Annotated in this window: 20 protein-coding genes and 2 pseudogenes; 8 read left to right on the forward strand and 14 right to left on the reverse strand. The window is 64.8% G+C overall.

Features of this window, described 5'->3' with window-relative positions:
* Positions 1–296: 296 nt before the first annotated feature.
* Complete coding sequence (locus tag LB553_RS22400; protein ID WP_224516479.1) at positions 297–908, forward strand: LysE family translocator; 612 nt, start codon at positions 297–299, stop codon at positions 906–908.
* 9 nt (positions 909–917) lie between these two features.
* Here the strand turns inward: LB553_RS22400 and LB553_RS22405 are convergent.
* The 3 genes and pseudogenes from LB553_RS22405 to LB553_RS22415 form a co-directional block, all read right to left on the reverse strand.
* Positions 918–1,304: pseudogene (locus LB553_RS22405) on the reverse strand (nuclear transport factor 2 family protein).
* Positions 1,305–1,324: 20 nt separating this feature from the next.
* Complete coding sequence (locus LB553_RS22410; protein WP_224516480.1) at positions 1,325–1,759, reverse strand: OsmC family protein; 435 nt, start codon at positions 1,757–1,759, stop codon at positions 1,325–1,327.
* 37 nt (positions 1,760–1,796) lie between these two features.
* The gene (locus LB553_RS22415) at positions 1,797–2,807 is read right to left on the reverse strand and encodes a zinc-dependent alcohol dehydrogenase family protein (RefSeq protein WP_224516481.1); all 1,011 of its coding nucleotides are present in this window, start codon (positions 2,805–2,807) and stop codon (positions 1,797–1,799) included.
* 113 nt (positions 2,808–2,920) lie between these two features.
* Here LB553_RS22415 and LB553_RS22420 point away from each other — a divergent pair, with 113 nt between their 5' ends.
* Positions 2,921–3,529, forward strand: coding sequence for a TetR/AcrR family transcriptional regulator (locus LB553_RS22420; RefSeq protein WP_224516482.1), 609 nt, complete (start codon positions 2,921–2,923; stop codon positions 3,527–3,529).
* Between the two features lie 77 nt (positions 3,530–3,606).
* Here the strand turns inward: LB553_RS22420 and groL are convergent, their stop codons facing one another.
* The 3 genes from groL to LB553_RS22435 form a co-directional block, all read right to left on the reverse strand.
* Positions 3,607–5,262 carry a chaperonin GroEL gene (gene groL / locus LB553_RS22425; protein WP_095768453.1) on the reverse strand — a complete coding sequence of 552 codons (1,656 nt, stop codon included), beginning with the start codon at positions 5,260–5,262 and terminating at the stop codon, positions 3,607–3,609.
* 63 nt (positions 5,263–5,325) lie between these two features.
* Positions 5,326–5,622, reverse strand: a complete 297-nt coding sequence (gene groES / locus LB553_RS22430) for a co-chaperone GroES (protein ID WP_010915433.1) — start codon at positions 5,620–5,622, stop codon at positions 5,326–5,328.
* Between the two features lie 364 nt (positions 5,623–5,986).
* Complete coding sequence (locus LB553_RS22435; RefSeq protein ID WP_224516483.1) at positions 5,987–6,748, reverse strand: SDR family NAD(P)-dependent oxidoreductase; 762 nt, start codon at positions 6,746–6,748, stop codon at positions 5,987–5,989.
* Positions 6,749–6,854: 106 nt separating this feature from the next.
* Between LB553_RS22435 and LB553_RS22440 the strand changes: the two genes are divergently transcribed.
* Positions 6,855–7,751 (forward strand): LysR family transcriptional regulator, encoded by an 897-nt coding sequence (locus LB553_RS22440; RefSeq protein ID WP_224516484.1) that lies wholly within the window; start codon positions 6,855–6,857, stop codon positions 7,749–7,751.
* 6 nt (positions 7,752–7,757) lie between these two features.
* Here LB553_RS22440 and LB553_RS22445 read toward each other — a convergent pair whose 3' ends face one another.
* The gene (locus tag LB553_RS22445; RefSeq protein WP_224516485.1) at positions 7,758–8,384 is read right to left on the reverse strand and encodes a TetR/AcrR family transcriptional regulator; all 627 of its coding nucleotides are present in this window, start codon (positions 8,382–8,384) and stop codon (positions 7,758–7,760) included.
* A gap of 120 nt (positions 8,385–8,504) precedes the next feature.
* On the opposite strand from LB553_RS22445, the gene LB553_RS22450 reads away from it, so the two are divergent.
* From LB553_RS22450 to LB553_RS22465, 4 genes are all read left to right on the forward strand, one after another.
* Positions 8,505–9,689 carry an MFS transporter gene (locus LB553_RS22450; RefSeq protein ID WP_224516486.1) on the forward strand — a complete coding sequence of 395 codons (1,185 nt, stop codon included), beginning with the start codon at positions 8,505–8,507 and terminating at the stop codon, positions 9,687–9,689.
* A gap of 15 nt (positions 9,690–9,704) precedes the next feature.
* On the forward strand, positions 9,705–10,985 hold the full coding sequence (locus LB553_RS22455; protein WP_224516487.1) for a D-arabinono-1,4-lactone oxidase: 1,281 nt from the start codon (positions 9,705–9,707) through the stop codon (positions 10,983–10,985).
* On the forward strand, positions 10,982–12,118 hold the full coding sequence (locus LB553_RS22460) for an alanine racemase (protein ID WP_224516488.1): 1,137 nt from the start codon (positions 10,982–10,984) through the stop codon (positions 12,116–12,118). The genes LB553_RS22455 and LB553_RS22460 overlap by 4 nt, the downstream gene beginning before the upstream one ends.
* 158 nt (positions 12,119–12,276) lie before the next feature.
* Positions 12,277–13,212, forward strand: a complete 936-nt coding sequence (locus LB553_RS22465; RefSeq protein ID WP_224516489.1) for a helix-turn-helix domain-containing GNAT family N-acetyltransferase — start codon at positions 12,277–12,279, stop codon at positions 13,210–13,212.
* A gap of 29 nt (positions 13,213–13,241) precedes the next feature.
* On the opposite strand, the gene LB553_RS22470 is transcribed toward LB553_RS22465, so the two are convergent.
* The 7 genes from LB553_RS22470 to LB553_RS22500 all read right to left on the reverse strand — a co-directional run bounded on the left by LB553_RS22470 (position 13,242) and on the right by LB553_RS22500 (position 20,021).
* The gene (locus LB553_RS22470; protein ID WP_224516490.1) at positions 13,242–14,075 is read right to left on the reverse strand and encodes an AraC family transcriptional regulator; all 834 of its coding nucleotides are present in this window, start codon (positions 14,073–14,075) and stop codon (positions 13,242–13,244) included.
* A gap of 136 nt (positions 14,076–14,211) precedes the next feature.
* Positions 14,212–15,147 (reverse strand): phosphatidate cytidylyltransferase, encoded by a 936-nt coding sequence (locus LB553_RS22475; RefSeq protein WP_224516491.1) that lies wholly within the window; start codon positions 15,145–15,147, stop codon positions 14,212–14,214.
* Positions 15,147–15,806 carry a lysophospholipid acyltransferase family protein gene (locus LB553_RS22480; RefSeq protein WP_224516492.1) on the reverse strand — a complete coding sequence of 220 codons (660 nt, stop codon included), beginning with the start codon at positions 15,804–15,806 and terminating at the stop codon, positions 15,147–15,149. The genes LB553_RS22475 and LB553_RS22480 overlap by 1 nt, the downstream gene beginning before the upstream one ends.
* Positions 15,803–16,246, reverse strand: coding sequence for a hypothetical protein (locus tag LB553_RS22485; RefSeq protein WP_224516493.1), 444 nt, complete (start codon positions 16,244–16,246; stop codon positions 15,803–15,805). The genes LB553_RS22480 and LB553_RS22485 overlap by 4 nt, the downstream gene beginning before the upstream one ends.
* Positions 16,243–17,574: a phosphatase PAP2/dual specificity phosphatase family protein gene (locus LB553_RS22490; protein ID WP_224516494.1), complete on the reverse strand. Its 1,332-nt coding sequence runs from the start codon at positions 17,572–17,574 to the stop codon at positions 16,243–16,245. Before LB553_RS22490 ends, LB553_RS22485 begins: the two co-directional genes overlap by 4 nt.
* A gap of 13 nt (positions 17,575–17,587) precedes the next feature.
* The gene (locus LB553_RS22495; protein WP_224516495.1) at positions 17,588–19,375 is read right to left on the reverse strand and encodes a bifunctional alpha/beta hydrolase/class I SAM-dependent methyltransferase; all 1,788 of its coding nucleotides are present in this window, start codon (positions 19,373–19,375) and stop codon (positions 17,588–17,590) included.
* Between the two features lie 37 nt (positions 19,376–19,412).
* Entirely contained in the window at positions 19,413–20,021 is a 609-nt protein-coding gene (locus LB553_RS22500) for a CDP-alcohol phosphatidyltransferase family protein (RefSeq protein WP_224516496.1), read from the reverse strand.
* Between the two features lie 163 nt (positions 20,022–20,184).
* On the opposite strand from LB553_RS22500, the pseudogene LB553_RS22505 reads away from it, so the two are divergent.
* Positions 20,185–20,292, forward strand: a pseudogene (locus LB553_RS22505) (iron ABC transporter permease); the annotation flags it as partial.
* Positions 20,293–20,333 lie beyond the last annotated feature (41 nt).

Genomic DNA, 20,333 nt, shown 5'->3' on the forward strand with positions numbered 1-20,333 from the left:
AGCGATTCGTGTGTCATCTCCAGCGTAGAATCACAACCGATTCCGCGCCGCAATACCTATCTTAGCGCCTATGCCCTTGAGGGGGAGATGGCCGCGAAGCGGTCAGAGGGGGTCGTCTCGCATGGAGCGCCAACATCGTCTTGTCGCGCAAGAGGTTGACGCCCCGTGCGCTGCGCCCCCCTCTGCCGCCTCCGGCGACATCTCCCCCTCAAGACGGAAAATCACGCTCTCCACCCGCTTGCCGGGTCGCACGTCTGTCGGTACCTTCGCGCCGGGCAGGGCTGCGGAGGAAATCCATGAGCATCGAATTCCTGTTGACGTCGCTGATCATCGTGGCTTCGCCAGGCACCGGCGTCCTCTATACGCTGAGCGCCGGCCTCTCGCGCGGCGCGCGCGCTTCGATCATCGCCGCCTTCGCCTGCACGCTGGGCATCATCCCGCATATGGCCGCCGCCATCACCGGCCTCGCCGCTGTGCTGCACACAAGCGCCCTCGCTTTCGAGACGCTGAAATATCTCGGCGTCGCCTATCTGCTCTACATGGCCTGGAACACGTTGAAGGAAAAGGGCGGCTTGAGTATCGATGAGGATGCCGTGCCGCGCTCGACCGCAAGGACCATCACATCCGGCGTCCTGGTCAACATCCTGAACCCCAAACTGTCGATCTTCTTCTTCGCCTTCCTGCCGCAATTCGTCAGCACCACCGAGCCGCACGCGCTGCCCAAGATGCTGGAGCTCTCCGGCGTCTTCATGCTGATGACCTTCATCGTCTTCGCCATCTACGGCGTGTTCGCGGCCTCGGTGCGCAGCCACATCGTGTCGCGGCCGAAGGTGCTGACCTGGATGCGCCGCACCTTCGCCGGCGCCTTCGTCATGCTCGGGGCGAAGCTGGCATTGGCGGACAGATAAGCGAGCCACCTATCCTTTGACATAGCCCATCGCCTCGACGATTTTGCCATCCGCGACACGCATCAGGTTGACGCCGCGCAGCGATCTGCCATCGGCCATCCAGAAGCGCCAGCGGATCGTGGCGCGGTCGCCGGCGACGAATGTTTCTTCGATATCGAAGCGCGTTCCGGGTCCGGTGGCGATCGCCGACCACAATTCGACGCAAGCCGTCTTGCCGGTGCGGCGGGCACCGTCGGGCGCCGGCGTGGTGTTCTCGATCACTCAGTCCTGCGCCACCAATTCGTCCAGTGCCGCCGGATCGTGACGCTGGAAGACGTCGTTGTAGCGCCGCATGATTTCCGCCGTCTCGGCGGAGCGCTTGGCCGTGGCGATGTCGATGATCAATTCCTGGGTCATTGGATATTCTCCCTGTCGTTTCATTGAGCTACGAGGCTCGTCTTGAGCGTGATGGTTGCGACGCCGGCGAGCGCCCGTGAGACGAGGCAGGCCGCCTTGGCCTTTTGCGCCAGCCGCTCGAAATCCTCCGCCGAGATGCCGGCAACGCGGGCCTGAGTTTCAAGCTCGATGCGGGTGAGCGTCGGCCCGGCCGTAGTGGCGCCGAGATGCACCTTGGCGATCGTATGGATGTTCTCGGCCGTATGGCCTTCGGCGCCGAGTATGGCGGTGAGCGCCATCGAGTAGCAGCCGGCATGGGCGGCCGCGATCAGTTCTTCCGGATTGGTGCCCGGACCGCTCTCGAAGCGCGACGGGAAGGAATAGGCGCCTTCGAACACGCCGCTGCCCAGCCGCAGCCGGCCGGATCCTTCCTTGAGCGTGCCCTGCCATTGGGCCGAGGCTTCTCGAATTGTCATGACTGATCTCCTCTCTGTTTGCGGGAAAGCGTGGTGGTCACGCGCCGTCGATGACGACCTTGCCGAAGACGTCGCCCTGCTGGAAATGGCGGTAGGCCTCGCGCGCCTCGGCGAATGGGAAGACCTTGTCGATGATGGGCTTCAGCCGGTGCGTGGCGACAGCGGCGAGCATTGCCTCCAGTCCGTTGCGGCTGCCGACGAACAGTCGGCCGATGGTGACGAGGCTGCGCTGATAGACGGCGCCCGGGATCTCGACCGGCTTGCCCTTCTGGTCCTGAACGGTCAGCAGCACGATGCGGCCGTAGAGCGAACTGGCGATCAGCGACTGCGCGAAGGTGGCCGGGCCGCCGGTCTCGACGACCAGATCGATGCCGCCGGTCGCCTCGCGCAGCTTCATGCCCCATTCCGGCGTTTCGGCCGCCGCGATGACGAGGTCGGCACCGAGAGCCCGCAGCCTGTCGGCCTTCTCGGCGCGCGAGGTGACAGCGGCCACGCGGCAGCCCATGAGCTTGGCGAACTGCAAGGCAAACAGCGCAACACCGCCTGAGCCGATCACCAGGACCCATTGTCCGGGCTTCGGAATCTCGGCGCCCGTCAGCGCGCTCCAGGCGGTCAGCCCGGCGCAGGCGAAGGTCGCCGCTTCCTGCCATGAGAGATGGTCGGGCAGCCGTACTGCCCATTGCTCGTCGAGCAGCGCATATTCTGAGAGCATGCCGTCCAGCGTGCAGCCGAGCTGATCGATGACGCCCGGATGCATGCGGCCGTCGATCCAGCGCGCGAAGTAGCTGCCGGTGACGCGGTCGCCGACGGCAAAGCGGGTCACGCCGTTGCCGATCGCGACGACTTCGCCGGCCCCGTCGCTCAGTGGCACGATGCCGGCGCTTGGCGTGAGCGGATAGATGCCGTTGAGGATCATCGTGTCGCGGCGGTTGAGCGATGTTGCCCGCACACGCACCAGGATCTGGTTTGCCCCTGGCTCGGGCGTGGGCAACTCGCGCAGTGCCAGCTTCTCGATTTCGCCGAATTGCTCGAGCCGATAGGTTCGCATTGCCGCCTCCAAGATATGTAGACCGATTTACATATTATGTAGACCGATTGTCATATTCGAAGCAACCCCTATAATGCGAGCTCCTGACAGAGGCTGACATTTGAGAGGTCGACGTGGCGACGGACACACGTACCCGCATGATCGAGGCGACGGCGCTGCTCATCCGGCAGCGCGGCTATCACGGCACGTCGCTGAACGACATTCTGAGCGCCAGCGCGGCACCCCGCGGTTCGCTCTACTTTCATTTTCCCGGCGGCAAGGACCAGCTTGTCATCGAGGTGACGCGCGCCAGCGTCGCCGATGTGACGGAGCGGCTGGGCGCGGCGCTGTTGGAGGAAAGCGATCCCGCCGTTGCCGTCCACCATATTTACCAGTCGGTCGCCCGCATGCTGGAGGAGAACGAGTTCTCCCTCGGCTGCCCGGTCGCGCCGGTGGTGCTCGACGCACCGAACGACGTTCCGGACCTGGTTGAAATCTGCCGCTCAGCCTTCGAGCAGTGGATCGGGCTGCTGCGCCAGGCTTTCATGCGGGCAGGGGTGCCGGAGCGGCGCGCGCAGGCGTTGGCGCTGCTGGTCGAATCCTCGCTCGAAGGCCTGATGGTGATCGCCCGCGCCACCCGCGACCGTAGCCCGGTCCAGGCGGTGGCCGACGAGGTGGCGGCTCTGGTCGAGCAAGCGGTGCTGGCTGGCAAGGTGGCACGGCAGGCGGAAAGTGCCGCCTGAGGACTCGGATCTCCAAATGCAAACAAAAAGGGCGCCTTTCGGCGCCCTTTCGTATGCATTGGCTTGGTAGCCTGGATTTAGAAATCCATGCCGCCCATGCCGCCCATGCCGCCGCCGCCCATGCCGCCAGGCATGCCGCCGCCAGCCGACTCCTTCTTCGGAGCTTCGGCGATCATGGCTTCGGTGGTGACGAGCAGGCCGGCGACCGAGGCCGCGTCCTGGAGAGCCGTGCGCACGACTTTGACCGGATCGACGATGCCCATGGCGATCATGTCGCCATACTCGCCGGTCTGGGCATTGTAGCCGAAGGTCGCGCCCTTGTTGTCGAGGATCTTGCCAGCGACGATCGAGGCTTCCGCACCGGCGTTGGCCGCGATCTGGCGGGCCGGAGCCTGCAGCGCGCGACGCACGATGTTGATGCCGGCGGCCTGATCGGAGTTGGCGCCGGTGGCCTTGAGGTTGCCCGAAGCGCGCAGGAGCGCAACGCCGCCGCCGGCGACGATGCCTTCTTCCACGGCCGCGCGGGTCGCGTTCAGGGCGTCATCGACGCGGTCCTTCTTTTCCTTGACTTCCACTTCGGTCGCACCGCCGACGCGGATCACGGCAACGCCGCCGGCGAGCTTCGCCAGGCGTTCCTGCAGCTTCTCCTTGTCGTAGTCCGAGGTGGTCTCCTCGATCTGCTGCTTGATCTGGGCGACGCGGCCCTGGATCTCGGCCTTCTTGCCGGCGCCGTCGACGATGGTGGTGTTCTCCTTGGAGATCGACACCTTCTTGGCGCGGCCGAGCATGTTGAGACCGACATTCTCGAGCTTGATGCCGAGGTCTTCCGAGATGACCTGGCCACCGGTGAGGATGGCGATGTCTTCCAGCATGGCCTTGCGGCGGTCACCGAAGCCCGGCGCCTTGACGGCGGCGATCTTCAGGCCACCGCGCAGCTTGTTGACGACCAGCGTGGCCAGGGCCTCGCCTTCGACGTCTTCCGAGATGATGAGCAGCGGCTTCGAGGTCTGGACGACGGCTTCCAGGACCGGCAGCATGGCTTGCAGGTTGGAGAGCTTCTTCTCGTGCAGCAGGATGTAGGCATCCTCGAGATCGGCGACCATCTTGTCGGCGTTGGTGACGAAGTAAGGCGACAGGTAGCCGCGGTCGAACTGCATGCCTTCAACGACTTCCAGCTCGGTTTCGGCAGTCTTGGCTTCCTCGACGGTGATGACGCCTTCGTTGCCGACCTTCTGCATCGCTTCCGCGATCATCTTGCCGACCGACTCGTCGCCATTGGCCGAGATCGTGCCGACCTGGGCGACTTCCTCGGAAGTCTTGATCTTCTTGGCGGCCTTGCCGAGTGCCGTGACGACTTCGGTGACGGCGAGGTCGATGCCGCGCTTCAGGTCCATCGGGTTCATGCCGGCGGCAACCGCCTTATGGCCTTCCTGGACGATCGACTGCGCCAGAACCGTTGCGGTCGTGGTGCCGTCGCCGGCGATGTCGTTGGTCTTCGAAGCGACTTCGCGGACCATCTGCGCGCCCATGTTCTCGAACTTGTCCTCAAGCTCGATTTCCTTGGCGACGGTTACGCCGTCCTTGGTGATGCGCGGGGCGCCGAACGACTTGTCGATGACGACATTGCGGCCCTTCGGGCCGAGGGTGACCTTCACCGCGTCGGCGAGGATGTTGACACCGCGCAGCATGCGCTCACGGGCATCGCGGGAGAATTTTACGTCTTTGGCAGCCATTTTTTAGCTCCTGGCAGGGGCTCGGGAAGAGCCCGAAGATGAAGATTCAGGTGAGGCCGATGATCAGCCGATGATGCCCATGATGTCGGATTCCTTCATGATCAGAAGGTCTTCGCCATTGAGCTTGACTTCAGTGCCCGACCACTTGCCGAACAGGATGCGGTCGCCGGCCTTGACGTCCAGCGGGACGAGCTTGCCGCTTTCGTCGCGGGCGCCGGAGCCGACGGCGATGATCTCGCCTTCCTGCGGCTTCTCCTTCGCCGTATCCGGGATGATGATCCCGCCGGCGGTCTTGGATTCGGATTCGACCCTGCGAACGACCACGCGGTCATGAAGCGGGCGGAACTTGGACTTTGCCATGTTGTCTTCCTCGAATGAGAACGGTGAGAACTGTTCCTCCATCCGGCGAGGCCGCCGGACATCAGTTAGCACTCGCTAGAGGCGAGTGCTAACGTCGCGCTGAAATAGGCTGGCGAATTGCGAGAGTCAAGGCGCGCGCGATGGGGCGGCGGCGCGAAATTTTTCTCGCATGATCTCCCGGTTGGGAGTGCGCCGGTTGGGGTTGGATCGGCGAGGCCCGTCAACTTCGGGGCGGCCCGACGGCTTCGAGGACCTGATGATACATGCGTTAGGGCGGTCCAGCTCTCGTTGAACCGCCCTGACTGCCGGTTTTCGCGGGACCGACAGGAAGCGCTGCGTGCTTCCTCGATTATCCACGCGGGGCTCAGATATTCATGCCGCCCGACACTTCGATACGCTGGGCGTTGACCCAGCGATTGTCGTCGGAGAGCAACGAGGCGATCATCGGCCCGATATCGTCGGCGACGCCGACGCGGCCGAGCGCGGTGACGCCGGCCACTATGCGGTTGATCTCGGCATTGTCGCGCACATGGCCGCCATTGAAGTCCGTGGCGATCGCGCCGGGCGCCACGGTGTTGGCGGTGATGCCGCGCTGGCCGAGCTCCTTGGCAAGGTAGCGCGTGAACACCTCGATGCCGCCCTTCATCATCGCATAGGCGGATGAGCCGGGAGCCGCGAAGCGGGCGAGCCCGCTCGAGATGTTGATGATGCGGCCGCCATCATTGATCAGCGGCAGCAGCGCCTGGGTGAGGAAGAACACGCCCTTGAGGTGTATGTTCATCAGCGTGTCGAATTCCTCTTCCGTTGTCTCGGCGATCGGCTTGCGCAGGCCGGTGCCGGCATTGTTGACGAGATAGGCGAAGCGGTCGCGCTGCCAAGTCTCGTGAAGCGTCTTCTTCAACGCTTCAATGAAAGCCGGGAAGCTGGCAACGGCGCCGGCGTCGAGCTCAAGCGCGGCCGCGCGGCCGCCGGCAGCTTCGATCTCGGCGATTGCCGCCTGCGCCTCGTCGGCGCGCGAGCGATAGGTGACGATGACGTCGACGCCCCGGCGGGCGAGGTGGATGGCGGTGTTGCGGCCGAGGCCGCGGCTGCCGCCGGTGATGAGAGCGATAGGACGAGTAGTCACGACGAAATCTCCTTCTGTATGGATGGAGATGCATATACTCGCCCGATCGGCCAATATAATCGGCCATGGATTGCCAACACTATTCGGTATGTGCAAACAATCAGCGATGGACCGGTTCGACAGCATGCGGCTCTTCACCCGCGTCGTGGAACGGCGCAGCTTCACTGCGGCCGCCGCCGATCTTAGCCTGCCGCGCTCCAGCGCCACCGCCGCGATCAAGCAGCTCGAAGAGCGGCTCGGCGTGCAGTTGCTTCGCCGCACCACGCGCCATGTCACCACGACGCTCGACGGCGAAGCCTACTACGAGCGCTGCATCGGCATCCTCGCCGACATCGAGGATGCCGAAGGCGGCTTCGGCGCGCATGAGGTGCGCGGGCGGCTGAGCATCGACATCAACGGCAACATGGCCCGAACCTTGGTCATCCCGGAACTGCCGGCGTTGCTCGCCTGCTATCCCGGGCTGAGCGTGCATATCGGCGAGGGCGACCGCTTCGTCGACCTAGTGCGCGAGGGCGTCGACTGCGTGGTCCGCGCCGGCACGCTCCCCGACAGCGACATGATCGCGCGTCGCATCGGCATGGCGCGCGAGGCGACGGTCGCCAGCGCCGCCTATGTCGAGCGCCACGGCCTGCCGCGCTCACTGGACGAACTTGCCGGGCACATCATGATCGGCTTCGTCTCGTCCCGCACCGGCCAGGTGATGCCGCTGGAGTTCACCGTCGATGGCAAGATCCGCGAGGTCGTCCTGCCGTCGCGCGTTACGGTCTCCAATTCCGACACCGCCGCCACGCTGGTGCGCCAGGGTTTTGGCCTCTATCAGGCGCCGCGCCGCCGCTTCGCCGCCGACTTTGATGCCGGCCGGCTGGTCGAGGTGCTGCCCGGCAATCCTCCGACGCCGACACCGATCTCGGTGCTCTATCCGCCGAGCCGCCAGCTTTCGCCAAGGGTAAGGGTGTTCGTCGATTGGCTGGTGGAGATTCTGGGACCGAAGCTGGATCCCTGATCGCGCTCAGAGAAACAATCGCAACTGCGCGTGGATGATCGAGCGGTAATCGTCGATCGTGCGCCGGCCTTCTTCCTTGTCCTGTGTCAGCGCCAGCCGCACGACGCCGCCGGCGAGCTGGAAGATCAGGAACACGACGCGTCCGAACGCCTCGCGCTGCTCGGACTTCAGCATCGGCGCGACATGATCACAGAACATCTTCGCCTGGTGCCGCGTCTCGGCGATGTCGAGGTGCTGCAGCGCCTTGTCGGCCTGGATGGCATTCTGCAGATCCTGGATGGCGGGGTCCGCCGCCACGCGGCTGTAATAGTCGTCGAGCAGGCGGTCGGCCGCGGCGGTCACGTCGTCCAGCCGTCGGATCCCGGCGATGATCGCGCCGAAGCGCGTTCGGCTTTCCTCTGAAAAACGCTCGTAGAGCGTCGCCAGGATCGCCGATTTACTCGGGAAGTAGTGATAGACGGTGGCGATCGGCCCGCCGGCCAGCGCGCCTACTTCCTTCATCGTCACCGCGTCGATGCCCTTTTCGCCGATCAGCCGCATGGTCGTGGCCAGGATCGCGTCGATGCGCTCGCGGCTGCGCTCCTGTTTGGGCCTGCGCCGCGGTTCGGTCGCTTTTCGCTTTATCTGCGTCATGCGCCAAATCTCTCACGAGAGTGCAAATTCGCGGTTGACAAGAAACATGATCAAGTATCAGTTTCGCTAAATGCTGACAACTTGTCAGTTTTCCGATCGAGCTGCAACGGAGGGCGCCTCGTGACCGCATCGCAAGCCGTGCAGGCGGAAAATGGCGATTGGCTTGTCGGCAATCCGACCGGCCTGCAACTGGCCTCGGCGCTTTGGATCGGCTCGGTCGGCCTGCTCATCCTCGGCTTGCAGCCGGTGCTGCTCGGCGCGCTCTACAGCGAAGGTCACGTCACCGGCGACGAGCTGGCGCTGGTCGCCACCGCCGAGATGATTGCCATCGCCATCGGATCGGGCGTCGTGGCGATGCTCTTGCCGGCGCGCAACATGCGCTGGAAGAGCGCGGCGCTGCTCATGCTGCTGGCATTCGCCAATGCCTGGACCGCTTATGCCGGCAGCCCCAATGCGCTGATCGGCGCGCGCACGCTGGCCGGCCTCGCGGAGGGCGGGCTGGTCGCCGTCGCGACGGAGCTGATCGCCCGCTCGCGCCGAGCCGAGCGCATCGGCGGCTATTTCGTTACGCTGCAGACCCTGGCGCAATGCGCGCTGGCGCTGATCCTCGCGCTCTTTGCCGTGCCGCGAGCGGGCTCGGCCGGCGGCTTCATCGCGCTCGGCATCGTCTGCCTGCTTTCGCTCGCCGTCGCCTGGACCGTGCCGGACGACTATGCTGAACTGCCCAAGGAAGAGCAGTTCACCAATGTGGCGACTGTGCCGGCGATCACCGCGCTGCTGTCTATCTTCTGCTATTTCATGTTCTTCGGCGCCGTCTGGGCCTTTCTCGAGCCCATCGGCGCGCAGTTCGGCATTGATGGCCGCACCGTCGGCCTGATGGTTTCGGCGAGCCTTGCCGCGCAAGTGATCGGCGCGATGACCGCGACAATCTTCGAGGCGCGCATCGACTATCGTTTCGCCATCACCGTCATCGGGATCGTCGCGGCGATCAGCTCGCTGCTGCTTGCGTCCGGTCCGGGTCTTTCGGTGTTCTGGGCGGTGGCGCTGGTAATGGGCTTCATCCTGCTCTTCATCGTGCCTTACCAGATCCGGCTCGCGATCACCGCTGACGAGACGCGCAACGCCGTATTGCTGGTGCCGGCCGCCCAGCTCTTCGGCCTCGCCATCGGTCCGATCGCCGCCTCGCTACTGATTGACGGCACGAACTTCCGGCCCGTGCCGGAATTCGCCGCCGCCACCGCTTTGGCCAGCGTGCTTTTGCTCGGCATCTTCGTGCTGATCGCGCGGCGGCGCGGCCGGGCCTGAGCCGGAGGGATCAAGATGGCAACCGCCTGGAGCAACTGGTCCGGCTTCGTCACGGCTTCCCCGAAATTGATCGCGACGCCAGCCGATGCCGGCGAGCTGGCCGAACTGGTGCGCTCGGCGCCTGGTCCGCTGCGCGTCGCCGGTGCCGGCCATTCCTTCACGCCGCTGGTGCAGTCCGAGGGCACCATCGTCTCGCTGGAGAAGATCGAGGGCCTGGTCTCGCACGATGCCGCGAACAACCGGGCGCGGGTGAGGGCGGGAACCAAGCTCGGAGCGCTGATGCGCATCCTGCAGGATATCGGCCAGGGCCTGCCCAATATGGGCGACATCGACAAGCAGGCGATCGGCGGCGCGTTAGGCACGGCAACGCATGGCTCCGGCCCGACGCTCGGCGCCTATCACACGCGGTTGGAGGCGGTGCAGCTCATCGATGGACAAGGCGAGCTGCGCGAGTTCAGCCGGGCGGGTGGCCTGGACATGATCCACGCCACCGGCGTCGCGCTGGGCAGCTTCGGCGTGCTGACCGAAGTGACGATGAACAACATCGCGACCTATCGGCTGCGCCGCCGCAAATGGGTGCTGCCGATCGGCGACATGCTCAAAAACTTCGAGACGATGATGGCCGCGCATCGCTCGGCCGAGTTCTACTACATCCCGTTCTCCGGCTACGCCCAGTTCATCGCCAGCGATCTCAGCGACGCGGCGCCAACGACGCGGCCGACCGAAGACGACGAGGAAGGGCTGGCGACTTTGCGCAAGCTGCGCACCGCGTTGCGCTGGCTGCCGTCGCTGCGCCGCGCGTTGATCAATGGTGCGGTGAGGAAAGTGCCAGCGGAAGACTATGTGCAGGACTGGCTCAACGTCTACGCCAGCGACCGCCGCACCAAATTCAACGAGATGGAGTACCACCTGCCTTACGAGGAAGGTCCCAAGGCGTTGGCCGAAATCATCGCGCTGACGGAAAAGCACTTTCCGGAAGTCTATTTCCCGATGGAGGTGCGTTCGGTGGCCCCCGACGAGTTCTGGCTTTCGCCTTTCTACAAAAGGCTGACCTGCTCGATCGCCGTCCACCATGATGCGGCGAATGATCCGCTGCCTTTCATGCGCGCCGCCGAACCCATTTTCCGCAAGTATGGCGGCAGGCCGCACTGGGGAAAGATGCACAACCTGAAGGCGGCGGAATTCAAGAAGCTTTATCCGCGTTGGGACGACGCGATGGCGGTGCGGCGCGACATCGATCCGCAAAACCGCTTCGTCTCGCCCTACATGGCCGACCTGTTCGGCATCCGACAATGAGCACCTATTTCGCCGCCCTGTCCGATGCATTGAGGGCCGCCGAGGTTTTCCGGCCCTGCCTTGTCCTCGACCGCGACCGGCTGGACGGCAACATCGCGCTGGTGAAGGAGAGGCTGGCGCGGGGCCTTGCGGTGCGGCTGGTCGACAAATCGCTGCCTTGCATGCCGCTGCTCTCGCATATCGCGCGAGCACTCGAAACCAACCGCTTCATGACCTTCCATCCGCCGTTGACGCAGGCCGTGCTCGACGCCTTTCCCGGGGCCGACCTGCTCTACGGCAAGCCGATGCCGGTCGGCGCCGCCAGGGCCGCGCTGACCAGAGGCGGCGCCGGCTGGTGGTCGCGCGTCTGCTGGCTGATCGACACGCCGGAGCGGCTGGCCGACTACGGCGCCTTGGCCGCTGCGCTCGACACCGACCTGCCCTTCGTTTTCGAGGTCGATGTCGGCCTGCATCGCGGCGGCTTTCGCGATCCCGCCGAGATTAACGCGCTCCCGATTCCAAAGGGTCTGCACTGCGAAGGCATCATGGCCTATGAGGCGCATGCGCCGGAAATACCCGGTTTGTTCGGCGGCGCGGCCAAGGCGCTGAAGCAGGCATCTGCCAAGGCCGCGGAGTTCGTCGGTGCCCTCGATCCGGACCAGCGCCGCATCCTCAACATCGGCGGCTCCAAGACGGCGCTGCTGCATGGCGGCGGCGTCACCAACGAAGTGTCGATCGGCTCGGCCTTCGTGCTGCCCAAGGATTTCGACACGCCCGGGCTGGCAGGCTTCCAGCCAGCGGCCTTCATCGCCACCCCGATCCTCAAGGCGCTCGATCCGATGCTGCCCGGCCCGCCGGCGGTTTCACGCACGCTGCAGGCGCTTGGCCTCTTCCCGCGCAAGGGCTGCTACCTCTATGGCGGCAAATGGATGGCCGAGCCGGTGTTTCCTGAAGGCATGAAGCCGAACGGACTGATCGGCCTATCGTCCAACCAGCAATTCATGGGCCTGCCGGCAGGCGCCGATGTGAAGCCCGGCGACTATGCCTTCCTGCGGCCGATGCAGAGCGAGGCGGTGCTGCAACATTTCGGCTCGATCGCTGTGTTTTCCGGTGGCCGCATCGTGGAGTTCTGGCCAGTGCTGCCAATGGGGTGAGGCCGCTGCGGTCGCGATTGGCATTAGCCTCCGCAACTGGGCGTCGCTTCGCTCCTTGCTCCGCCCTGGAATGACGAAGTTGTGTAGTGTCCCGCTCCCCATATTTATTGACTCAGTCAACTAAATGGTTGATCCTGTCCATGACAGGAGGATTTCCCATGACCATCCACAATCACCCCGGCAAGGACCGTATCGATGCGGTGCGCGCCTTCAACCGCTTCTATACCCGCCAGCTCGGCCTGCTCGACGAGGGTCTGCTGAAAAGTTCGTTCTCCCTGACCGAGGCGCGCGTGATTTACGAGCTCGCCCATCGCGATGGGCTAGTCGCAAGCGACCTGGTGCGCGACCTGGGCCTCGACCCCGGCTATGTCAGCCGGCTCTTGAAGAAATTCGAGGAGCGCGGCCTGGTCGGACGCGAAGCCAGTGAGACCGACGCGCGCCGCGCCTCGATCGCGCTGACGCAGGCCGGCAGAGAGGCCTTCGCGCCGCTCAACCAGGATTCGCACGACCAGGTGCGCGCGCTGCTCGATCGGCTGGCCCCGGCCGAACAGGACCGGCTGGTCAAGGCCATGCGCACCGTGCAGGACCTGCTCGGCGACAGGCCCGAACCCAAGGTGCCTTATATCCTGCGGCCGCTGCAGGTTGGCGACATCGGCTGGATCACACACCGCCAGGGCCTCATCTACGCGCAGGACTATGGCTGGGACGAAACCTACGAGGCGCTGGTCGCTGAGACCCTCGGTGAGTTCGTCAAGAATTTCGTCCCGCAATGGGAGCGCAGCTGGATCGCCGAGCGCGAAGGCGAGGTGGTCGGCTCGGTCTTCGTCATGCGCAAATCGCCCAAGGTCGCCAAGCTCAGGCTGCTCTATGTCGAACCGTCGGCGCGCGGCCTTGGCATTGGCCGGCGGCTGGTCGACGAATGCATCACCTTCGCGCGCGCCAAGGGCTACAAGACGCTGACGCTGTGGACCAACGACATCCTTGGCTCGGCCCGCCGCATCTATCAGGCCGCGGGCTTCAAGCTGGTCGACGAGGAACGCCACCATTCCTTCGGCAAGGATCTTGTCGGGCAAACGTGGAACCTGGAGCTATAGTCCTCCTTCTCCCACGAGGGAACCCGCACTCACCCCTTGACCGGCACCCAGATCTCCAGCCCGCCATTGCCGGTGCGCGCGTCGAATTCGGGCCCGTAGAGCTCGAACTCGGGCGCATCGGCGATCTCGTGGCCGGAGGACGGCAGCCAGCTGTTCCAGATCGTGTTGACGGTCCGGCGGATGGTCGAGATGTGCTCGCGATGCGAGAACACCGCATATTTCTGCGCCGGCACCCGCACGCGGTAGAAATCCTTCGGCAGGTCGGAGAAATCCGTCACCTCGACGCCGACGACATAGTCGAAACTGCCGGCATCGTCGCCATTCGTGCACACGCCGTAGAAGACGCCGGGCACTTCGCCCGGAATGTTGCCGATATAGGGGGCGAAGCGCTGCCACTGCATCGGAATGCCGGCGCTGGTCTCGCAGCTGTAGCGCTCGCCGAGGCCGGCGACGAGGAAAGGGCGGCTGGTCTCGAAGCGCGGCGGCTCGAGTGTGGTGAGAAGCGAACTGTCCATCAGAATGGGCTCCACAAGGTCCAGGTTTTCGGTCGAGCCTTGCGCGCGCACCAGCTCCGGCGTGGTGCCGAATTGCTCGCGAAAAGCCCGCGTGAACGCCTCATGCGAGCTATAGCCGGCATCGAGCGCGACCGAAAGAATGTCGCGCGCGCCGCCGGCCAGCTTGCGCGCCGCTTCGCTCAAGCGACGCGCTCGCATATAACCCATCACGGACCGTCCCGTGGCCGCGCCGAAGGCGCGCGTCACGTGGAAGCGCGACACGCCGCTGCTTGCCGCTATCTCGTCGAGGCTGATGGCGTCGGGCAGATGGCTTTCGACGAACCACAGCGCTTTCTCGGTCGGGTTCATGGCTCCTCGCATTTTTTGGCGGGACGACACTAGCCCCTGCGCCGCCAGCCAGTTTGATCGAAATTGCGCTTCGAGCGCAAAGTCTGCCGCACGCTGCCGCGCAGGAACTGCCGATCGGTGCATTGCCGGCAGGCGATCACACGGTCCAGAAATAGCGCACGATGTGAAAGAAGATCGGCGCGGCGAAGACCAGGCTGTCGGTGCGGTCGAGCATGCCGCCATGGCCCTCGATCAGGTGCCCCCAATCCTTGACGCCCTGGTCGCGCTTGATCGCCGAGGCGACGAGTCCTCCGAGGAATCCCATCGTGCAGGCGACGAAGGCGACGGCCGAGGCCTGCAGCGGCGAGAACGGCGTGATGAAGGACAAGAGCGCGCCAAGCAGGCTCGACGCCACCAGCCCGCCAATCAGGCCTTCCCAGGTCTTCGACGGCGAGACGGTCGGCGAGAAGCGGTGCTTTCCGAACAGCTTGCCGAAAATATACTGCAGCACATCGCTGCCTTGCACGACGATGATCAGGAAGGCGATGAGAAGCAGGTTGCGGTCTTCGAAACCCGGCACGTCGAGCGTCAGCAAAGCGGGCACGTGACTGACGCAATAGACCGAGATCATGATCGCCCATTGCTGGGCCGAGACGCGCTCGAGAAAACGTTCTGTGTCGCCGTGCAGCGCCGTGATCGCCGGCATCAGCAGGAAGCAGTAAACCGGGATGAAGATCACGAAGAGACCGTACCAGGCAGTCCACACCAGCCAGTATTGGAACGGGATAACGATGCCGAACATGCCGAGCAGCACCCAGTGGTCGCTGCGCCGGCTATGCGTCAGCGTCACGAATTCGCGCAGCGCCGCGAACGAGATCAACGCGAACAGGATGGTCATGCCGTAGCGGCCGAAGAAGAAGGCGACCGTCATCAGCGCCACCATCACCCACCAGGCGTTGATGCGCTGGGTAAGGTTGACCAGCGTCGCGCTCAGCGGCTTCGGTGCGCGCATCGAAAGGATGCCGGCGGTGACGCTGGCGGTGCTCAGCACCACGAAAAGGCCGATGATCAAAATGCTGATTTCGTGGCGCATTAATCGTCTCGGTCGGGGCGCGGGTTGAGCGCCATAAGCTCGGCGCGGGCGCGCTGCAGAAAAGCGCGGCGTTCCTCGCCGGGCGCCACCGTCACAGGGGCGCCGAAGACAACGCGGCAAAGCAGCGGCACCGGCAGGAACTGGCCTTTGGGCAACACGCGCGACATGTTCTCGATCCAGCAGGGGATCAGCTCGACGTCCGGTCGCGCCATCGACAGATTGTAGAGCCCCGAGCGGAAGGGCAGCAGCTCGTCGCTGGTGTTCCGGGTGCCTTCCGGGAAGATGATCAGCGAATGGCCCTGATCGAGCACGGAGAGCATGATCGAGATCGGGTGCTCCGCCTCGCTTGTCCACTGCCGGCTGATCAGCACGGAGGAGAGCATGTCCTCGGCGATGAAACGGCGCAGCCGCGACTTGCCCCAATATTCGGCAGCGGCGATGGCGTGCGTCTTGGCGCGCTCCGTTTCGCTCAGGCAGGCGGCCAGAAGGATGAAATCGCCATGGCTGGTATGGTTGGCGAAATAAATGCGCTGACGGTCAGACGGCTGGCTGCCGTTCCAGATCGGCCGCACGCCGGTGACCGCCCAGGCCAGCGCCGACAGGCCGACCGATGTCGCCGTCTGCAGCAAGGTGTAGGTGCGCAGCGCAAGCTTGCTCATCGGGGCATCCAGAAACCGGCGGTGAGGAACGCGACGACGAAGATTGCGAAGGCGATGCGCTGGCGAGCGAGCAGTTTTCGCGTTCCCGCGACCCGCTCTTCCAGCGGACGCGGCGTTAGCGAAGCGGGCTTCAGCCGCATGCGCGCCAGCATGTCGTCGACTGCGCTGCCGCCCGACACTTCGTCGCCATGGCTCGCCATCAAACGAAACAGCAGTGCGTCGAAAAGGAGGAGCGTGGAAAGTCCAAGCACCACGACGGCGCTGGCCGCCGCGACCACCAGCGCCAGCACCGCGAGGGGCGCGTGGAGCGCGCCGCGAGCCGAAGCGACGAGCGGCGCGATGCTGTCGACGGCGATCACGAGCGCGGCCGGCCATGCGGCCTGCTTCACCAGCATCGCGGCAAAGGCGGCAGTATCGCGCTGATAGGCGTCGTCGCTCATGCTGGCTCGTCCAGGCCGACCGGAAGATGCACCGGCCGGCCGGATGCGGCGAGCCGCTTGCGCGCCTGCGCTGGAGTGTGCGAGCGGCCGCTGGTGACCAGCCATTGGGCGACCACGGTGGCGCTGCGCTGGAAGCCGAGCGCGCAGCAGACCAGAACCGTGCCCTGCCTGCGCGCCGGCTCGATCGCCGCTACCGCTTCGTCGAGTGTATCGGCGGGGGGCGAAAGGAGATCGAGCATGGGAAAGCTCGTCCATCGTCCCATAGCATCGCGCGGCCGCTCCAGCTCGGCTGCAAGGTCGATCACCGTGCCGAAGCCGTCGGCTTCGGCAGCATCGGGAAAACGCCCCAGGAAGACGCCGTCGGCGACGGCAACGACCGGCGGCAGCTTGCGGGTCCAGGCCCAGACATTGGCCCTGGCGCCCAACCGATACGGCCAGAGCAGGACGCGGCTTGCCAGCGAGACACGGCCGTTAGCCGTCTTTTGGAACACTTTTGGCCCGGCCCCGGCATAGCCAAAGGCGACGATGGCCAGTGCCAGCGAAGGCCACAAAAGCACAAGCGCTATAGCCGAGAAGAAGGCGCCGGCAGCTCCACCGGCAAGCGCCAGAGCGGCGCCCAGCGCGTAGGAGAGCGCAAGCCTCCGCGCCTTGACGTCGGCGGTCAGGCGGAAACCGGTGAAGGGCAATTCTCCTTCAGCCGGAAAGAGCCACAGCGCAAAGAAGCCGAGCAACGCACCGGTCGGGATGTCGATGAAATGGTGTTGCCAGGTCGTCAGCACCGAGGCGCCGATCAGGAAGGACCAAAAATGCCAGAGCGCGAGCACGGGACCGGAAAGGCGTTGGCGCCAGTGATCCCAGATGATCACCAGAAGCGCGATATGCAGGGAAGGAGCCTGGTTGAACGGCTTGTCGAATCCGCCGAGCACGGCAAACAGGAAGCCGGGCAGGCCGGTCGTTGCCGGCCGCACGAAAGTGGCGGTCAGCGGAAACAGGATGAAGCAGGAGACGGCGACGACCTGGGCGGTGAGGTAGCGGCCGGCCAGCCGATCGACGCCCTGCCGGGTGTCATTGAGCAGAAGCGACAGACCGTAGAACAGGTTGATCGACCAGTAGGGCACGATCGTCCAGGCAATGAACGGAACGTAGTGCTCCCAGGGGAAAACGATGCTGCCAACATATAAGCGCTTCGAGGCCAGCCAGTTGGCGAAGCCGTAGGTCGAATAGAAGAATGGCGCGAGAAACGCGAGCCAAAGCGCTGCCCGCAGGACGACAGGTCCATAGGGCTCGGCGATGGCTGAAAGTGGCGGGGGCACGGCGCTGGCGGGCATGCGTGGACGGTTCCTAGAGCCGCCTTGCCAGCGAGACGGTGAAGATGCCCCACTGGTCGATGCGCCGGTCGAGCTTCTCGAAGCCGGCTGCTTCCACCAACTGGTCCATCTCGCCTTGTGTGCGCCGCCGCATCACCCAGGCCTGGCCGCCGCGATGCGAGGTCAGGCTGCGCGCGATCATTTCAAGCTGCGGATGCCACGGCTGGTTGGTGTAGATGAGCAGACTGCCGGGTCGCATGGCGCGGGCGAGGCCTCCCAGCGAGCGGGTAACCAGAGCATTGTCCGAGAAGAGCTCGTAGAGGCCGGAGACGATCGCAAGATCCGGCGCCGGATCGAGCGCTGCCAGCCCGTCGCCGTCGAACGCGTCGGCACGCCGGAACGAGACATCTGCCGGCATATGCCGTTCGGTGATCAGTTTGCGGCCGAGCTCGACATTGATGTCGGAATAGTCCTGCAGGCGCACGCTGGCCGGCTGCTCCGAGCTCTTGCTGATCGCATCGAGCACATAGCGGCCGTGACCGGCGGCGATGTCGAGGATGTGGCCTGGCCGTCCGGACGCCTTCAGCGTTGCCAGCGCCTGGCCGATCAGCTCTTCGAGGTGGAGCTTGCGCTGGCGGATGCCGCGCCAGCCGATGGCATCGAGGAAAGTCCTGTCGACCATGCGGCCGATCGGCCCGATGCCGCGCGCTTCATTCTCGTAGACATAGTCCAGCGTCGAGCCGGAATCGAAGCCCGTGCTGACGCCGATCTTCATGCCGCGCGAAAACCAGCTGCCGATACGAATGAAGGCGCGGCTCAAGCCCCAGTAGAGGCCCTTGGGCGAGAGGAGATCGAGCGGCGAGGCAAGCCAGTCGGCCTCGTCGCGCGTATAACCGGCGAGATCCGCCTGCTTCAGGTCGACAGCTTCGGCCGGCGAAGCGAACTGCCCTTTGAGGAAAGGCCGGATCAGGTCGAGCGCCTTGGCGCGGTCGCGCTCGCCCAGCGTGTCGTGGAAGAAGCCCGGCAGCACATGCCGCTCTTTGACGCGGCTGCCGAGATTGACGAAGAATTCGTGCTGAGGACCGTGCCGCACCACCCAGTCGCTGCCCGACAAAAGAAGCTGCGTCGGTACGGTGATGGCCCGGGCGTCGACGACGATGCGCGCCGCATGCTGGTAGAGCTCGACCAGGATGTTGGAGGCGATCGGCCTGGTGATCAGCGGATCGTTCTCGAAGGAGGCGATGCGCGCCGGGTCATGGGTGAGCAGGCTCGCCTTGACGTAGGAATTGACGAAGAAGCGTCCCTTGATCTTTTGCCAGAGTGCGATGCCTTCCTTGGCGAAGGGCACGTAGAGTTTGACCGAGAAGGCGGGCGACGCGAGCACCATGGCGCGCAGTTTCGGCGCATAGTCGTGCACCCAGGCGGCGGCGAGCACAGCGCCGAACGACTGCGCGATGAGCGCGATGTCCTGTGTGCCAAAACTGTCTTTGGCGGCTATCTCGCGCATGAAACAGTCGATATCGCGCACAAGCGCCGCGAAAGACGGCGCATAGCCGCGCTCGCCGGCAGAGCGCCCGTTGCCGCGCGCATCCCAGGCATAGAAGGCGTGGTCCGGCATGCGCAATTCGTCGACCAGATGCGCCATGCGGCCGCCATGCTCATGGCCACGATGGAAGAGCACGACCGCGCCCTTTGCCTCGGTCGATACCGCCGGCCAGTAACGGTAAAAGATCTCCGTGCCGTCATGGCTGCGGAAGCTGCGTTCCTGCGCCTGCCGCGCAAGTTCTTCCGCGGGCGCGGCTGCAATCTCTTCGTGAAGCATGGCGTTTCCCCCGGATGGCATGGCGAGCCCTTGATGCTTAGCCGGTGTTGCCAGTAAGGCCGGTGCGTATCCGATTGATGGCGGTCAGCAGCGAAAGCGTAGCCATGGCCGGAAACACAAAAGGCGCGATCGAGGCCGGCCAGAAACCTATGGCGCACAAAGCTGCGACCACGCCGAGCCCCAGCGCCCTGTCGCTCTTGCCGAACGGCCCGGCATAGTTGCGCCCTGTCCCGGCAGCGACGCCGAGCACGCCGGCGAATTCGGCGAGCATCGCTGCAACGGCAAAGGCAACGACGGCCCAGGCGCCAAACTGCGGGAAAGCCGCAAACGGCAGGATCAGCGCGAGGTCGGACACGACATCGCAGATTTCGTTGAGATACATGCCAAGGGTCGAGGCCTGGCCATGCTCACGCGCCAGCATGCCGTCCATGGCGTTGAGCGCCATGCGCATGAACAGCACCAGGGGGACGAGCAGCAGAAGAAGGCGCGAGCCGGGCGCCATCGCGATCGCCACGCCGGTCGCGATCGACAGGGCGGCTGCCAGCATGGTGATCGAATTGGCGGTCACGCCCATTGCCGCCAGCCGGTCGACAAGCGGCCGCAGCCTGTCCTGGAAGGCCGGCTTAAGCGCATAGAGCGTCGGCATTGCGTGATCCCCCGATCCACGGCGCAACCTTTACCATGAGCGAGCCGAAAGGCGCTAGCGTGCGCAGAACCCGGGTTCATGGCTCCTCGCAGTTTGGCGGGGGACACCAGCCCCTGTGCCGCCGGCCAGTTTGATCGAAATTGCGCTTCGAGCGAAGTCGAAACGAGTTGCCCGCACGCTTTTGCCGCCGCAGGAACTGCCGATCGGCATCATCACGACCTCGCTTGGCGCCTTCTTCGTCGTCACCATGCTGGTTCGCCAACGGCCATGATCTCTTGGCCGCATGGCACCTCGCACCGCACTTTCATCGAT

This window comes from Mesorhizobium sp. CA8 (assembly GCF_020164955.1).
GTDB lineage: Bacteria > Pseudomonadota > Alphaproteobacteria > Rhizobiales > Rhizobiaceae > Mesorhizobium.

What these genes read in the sequence shown, in the direction of transcription:
- LB553_RS22400 (WP_224516479.1), top strand. Translation starts at nt 297, where the DNA reads ATGAGCATCGAATTCCTGTTGACGTCGCTGATCATCGTGGCTTCGCCA.
- LB553_RS22410 (WP_224516480.1), bottom strand. Translation starts at nt 1,759, where the DNA reads ATGACAATTCGAGAAGCCTCGGCCCAATGGCAGGGCACGCTCAAGGAA.
- LB553_RS22415 (WP_224516481.1), bottom strand. Translation starts at nt 2,807, where the DNA reads ATGCGAACCTATCGGCTCGAGCAATTCGGCGAAATCGAGAAGCTGGCA.
- groL (WP_095768453.1), bottom strand. Translation starts at nt 5,262, where the DNA reads ATGGCTGCCAAAGACGTAAAATTCTCCCGCGATGCCCGTGAGCGCATG.
- groES (WP_010915433.1), bottom strand. Translation starts at nt 5,622, where the DNA reads ATGGCAAAGTCCAAGTTCCGCCCGCTTCATGACCGCGTGGTCGTTCGC.
- LB553_RS22440 (WP_224516484.1), top strand. Translation starts at nt 6,855, where the DNA reads ATGGACCGGTTCGACAGCATGCGGCTCTTCACCCGCGTCGTGGAACGG.
- LB553_RS22445 (WP_224516485.1), bottom strand. Translation starts at nt 8,384, where the DNA reads ATGACGCAGATAAAGCGAAAAGCGACCGAACCGCGGCGCAGGCCCAAA.
- LB553_RS22455 (WP_224516487.1), top strand. Translation starts at nt 9,705, where the DNA reads ATGGCAACCGCCTGGAGCAACTGGTCCGGCTTCGTCACGGCTTCCCCG.
- LB553_RS22460 (WP_224516488.1), top strand. Translation starts at nt 10,982, where the DNA reads ATGAGCACCTATTTCGCCGCCCTGTCCGATGCATTGAGGGCCGCCGAG.
- LB553_RS22465 (WP_224516489.1), top strand. Translation starts at nt 12,277, where the DNA reads ATGACCATCCACAATCACCCCGGCAAGGACCGTATCGATGCGGTGCGC.
- LB553_RS22470 (WP_224516490.1), bottom strand. Translation starts at nt 14,075, where the DNA reads ATGAACCCGACCGAGAAAGCGCTGTGGTTCGTCGAAAGCCATCTGCCC.
- LB553_RS22475 (WP_224516491.1), bottom strand. Translation starts at nt 15,147, where the DNA reads ATGCGCCACGAAATCAGCATTTTGATCATCGGCCTTTTCGTGGTGCTG.
- LB553_RS22480 (WP_224516492.1), bottom strand. Translation starts at nt 15,806, where the DNA reads ATGAGCAAGCTTGCGCTGCGCACCTACACCTTGCTGCAGACGGCGACA.
- LB553_RS22485 (WP_224516493.1), bottom strand. Translation starts at nt 16,246, where the DNA reads ATGAGCGACGACGCCTATCAGCGCGATACTGCCGCCTTTGCCGCGATG.
- LB553_RS22490 (WP_224516494.1), bottom strand. Translation starts at nt 17,574, where the DNA reads ATGCCCGCCAGCGCCGTGCCCCCGCCACTTTCAGCCATCGCCGAGCCC.
- LB553_RS22495 (WP_224516495.1), bottom strand. Translation starts at nt 19,375, where the DNA reads ATGCTTCACGAAGAGATTGCAGCCGCGCCCGCGGAAGAACTTGCGCGG.
- LB553_RS22500 (WP_224516496.1), bottom strand. Translation starts at nt 20,021, where the DNA reads ATGCCGACGCTCTATGCGCTTAAGCCGGCCTTCCAGGACAGGCTGCGG.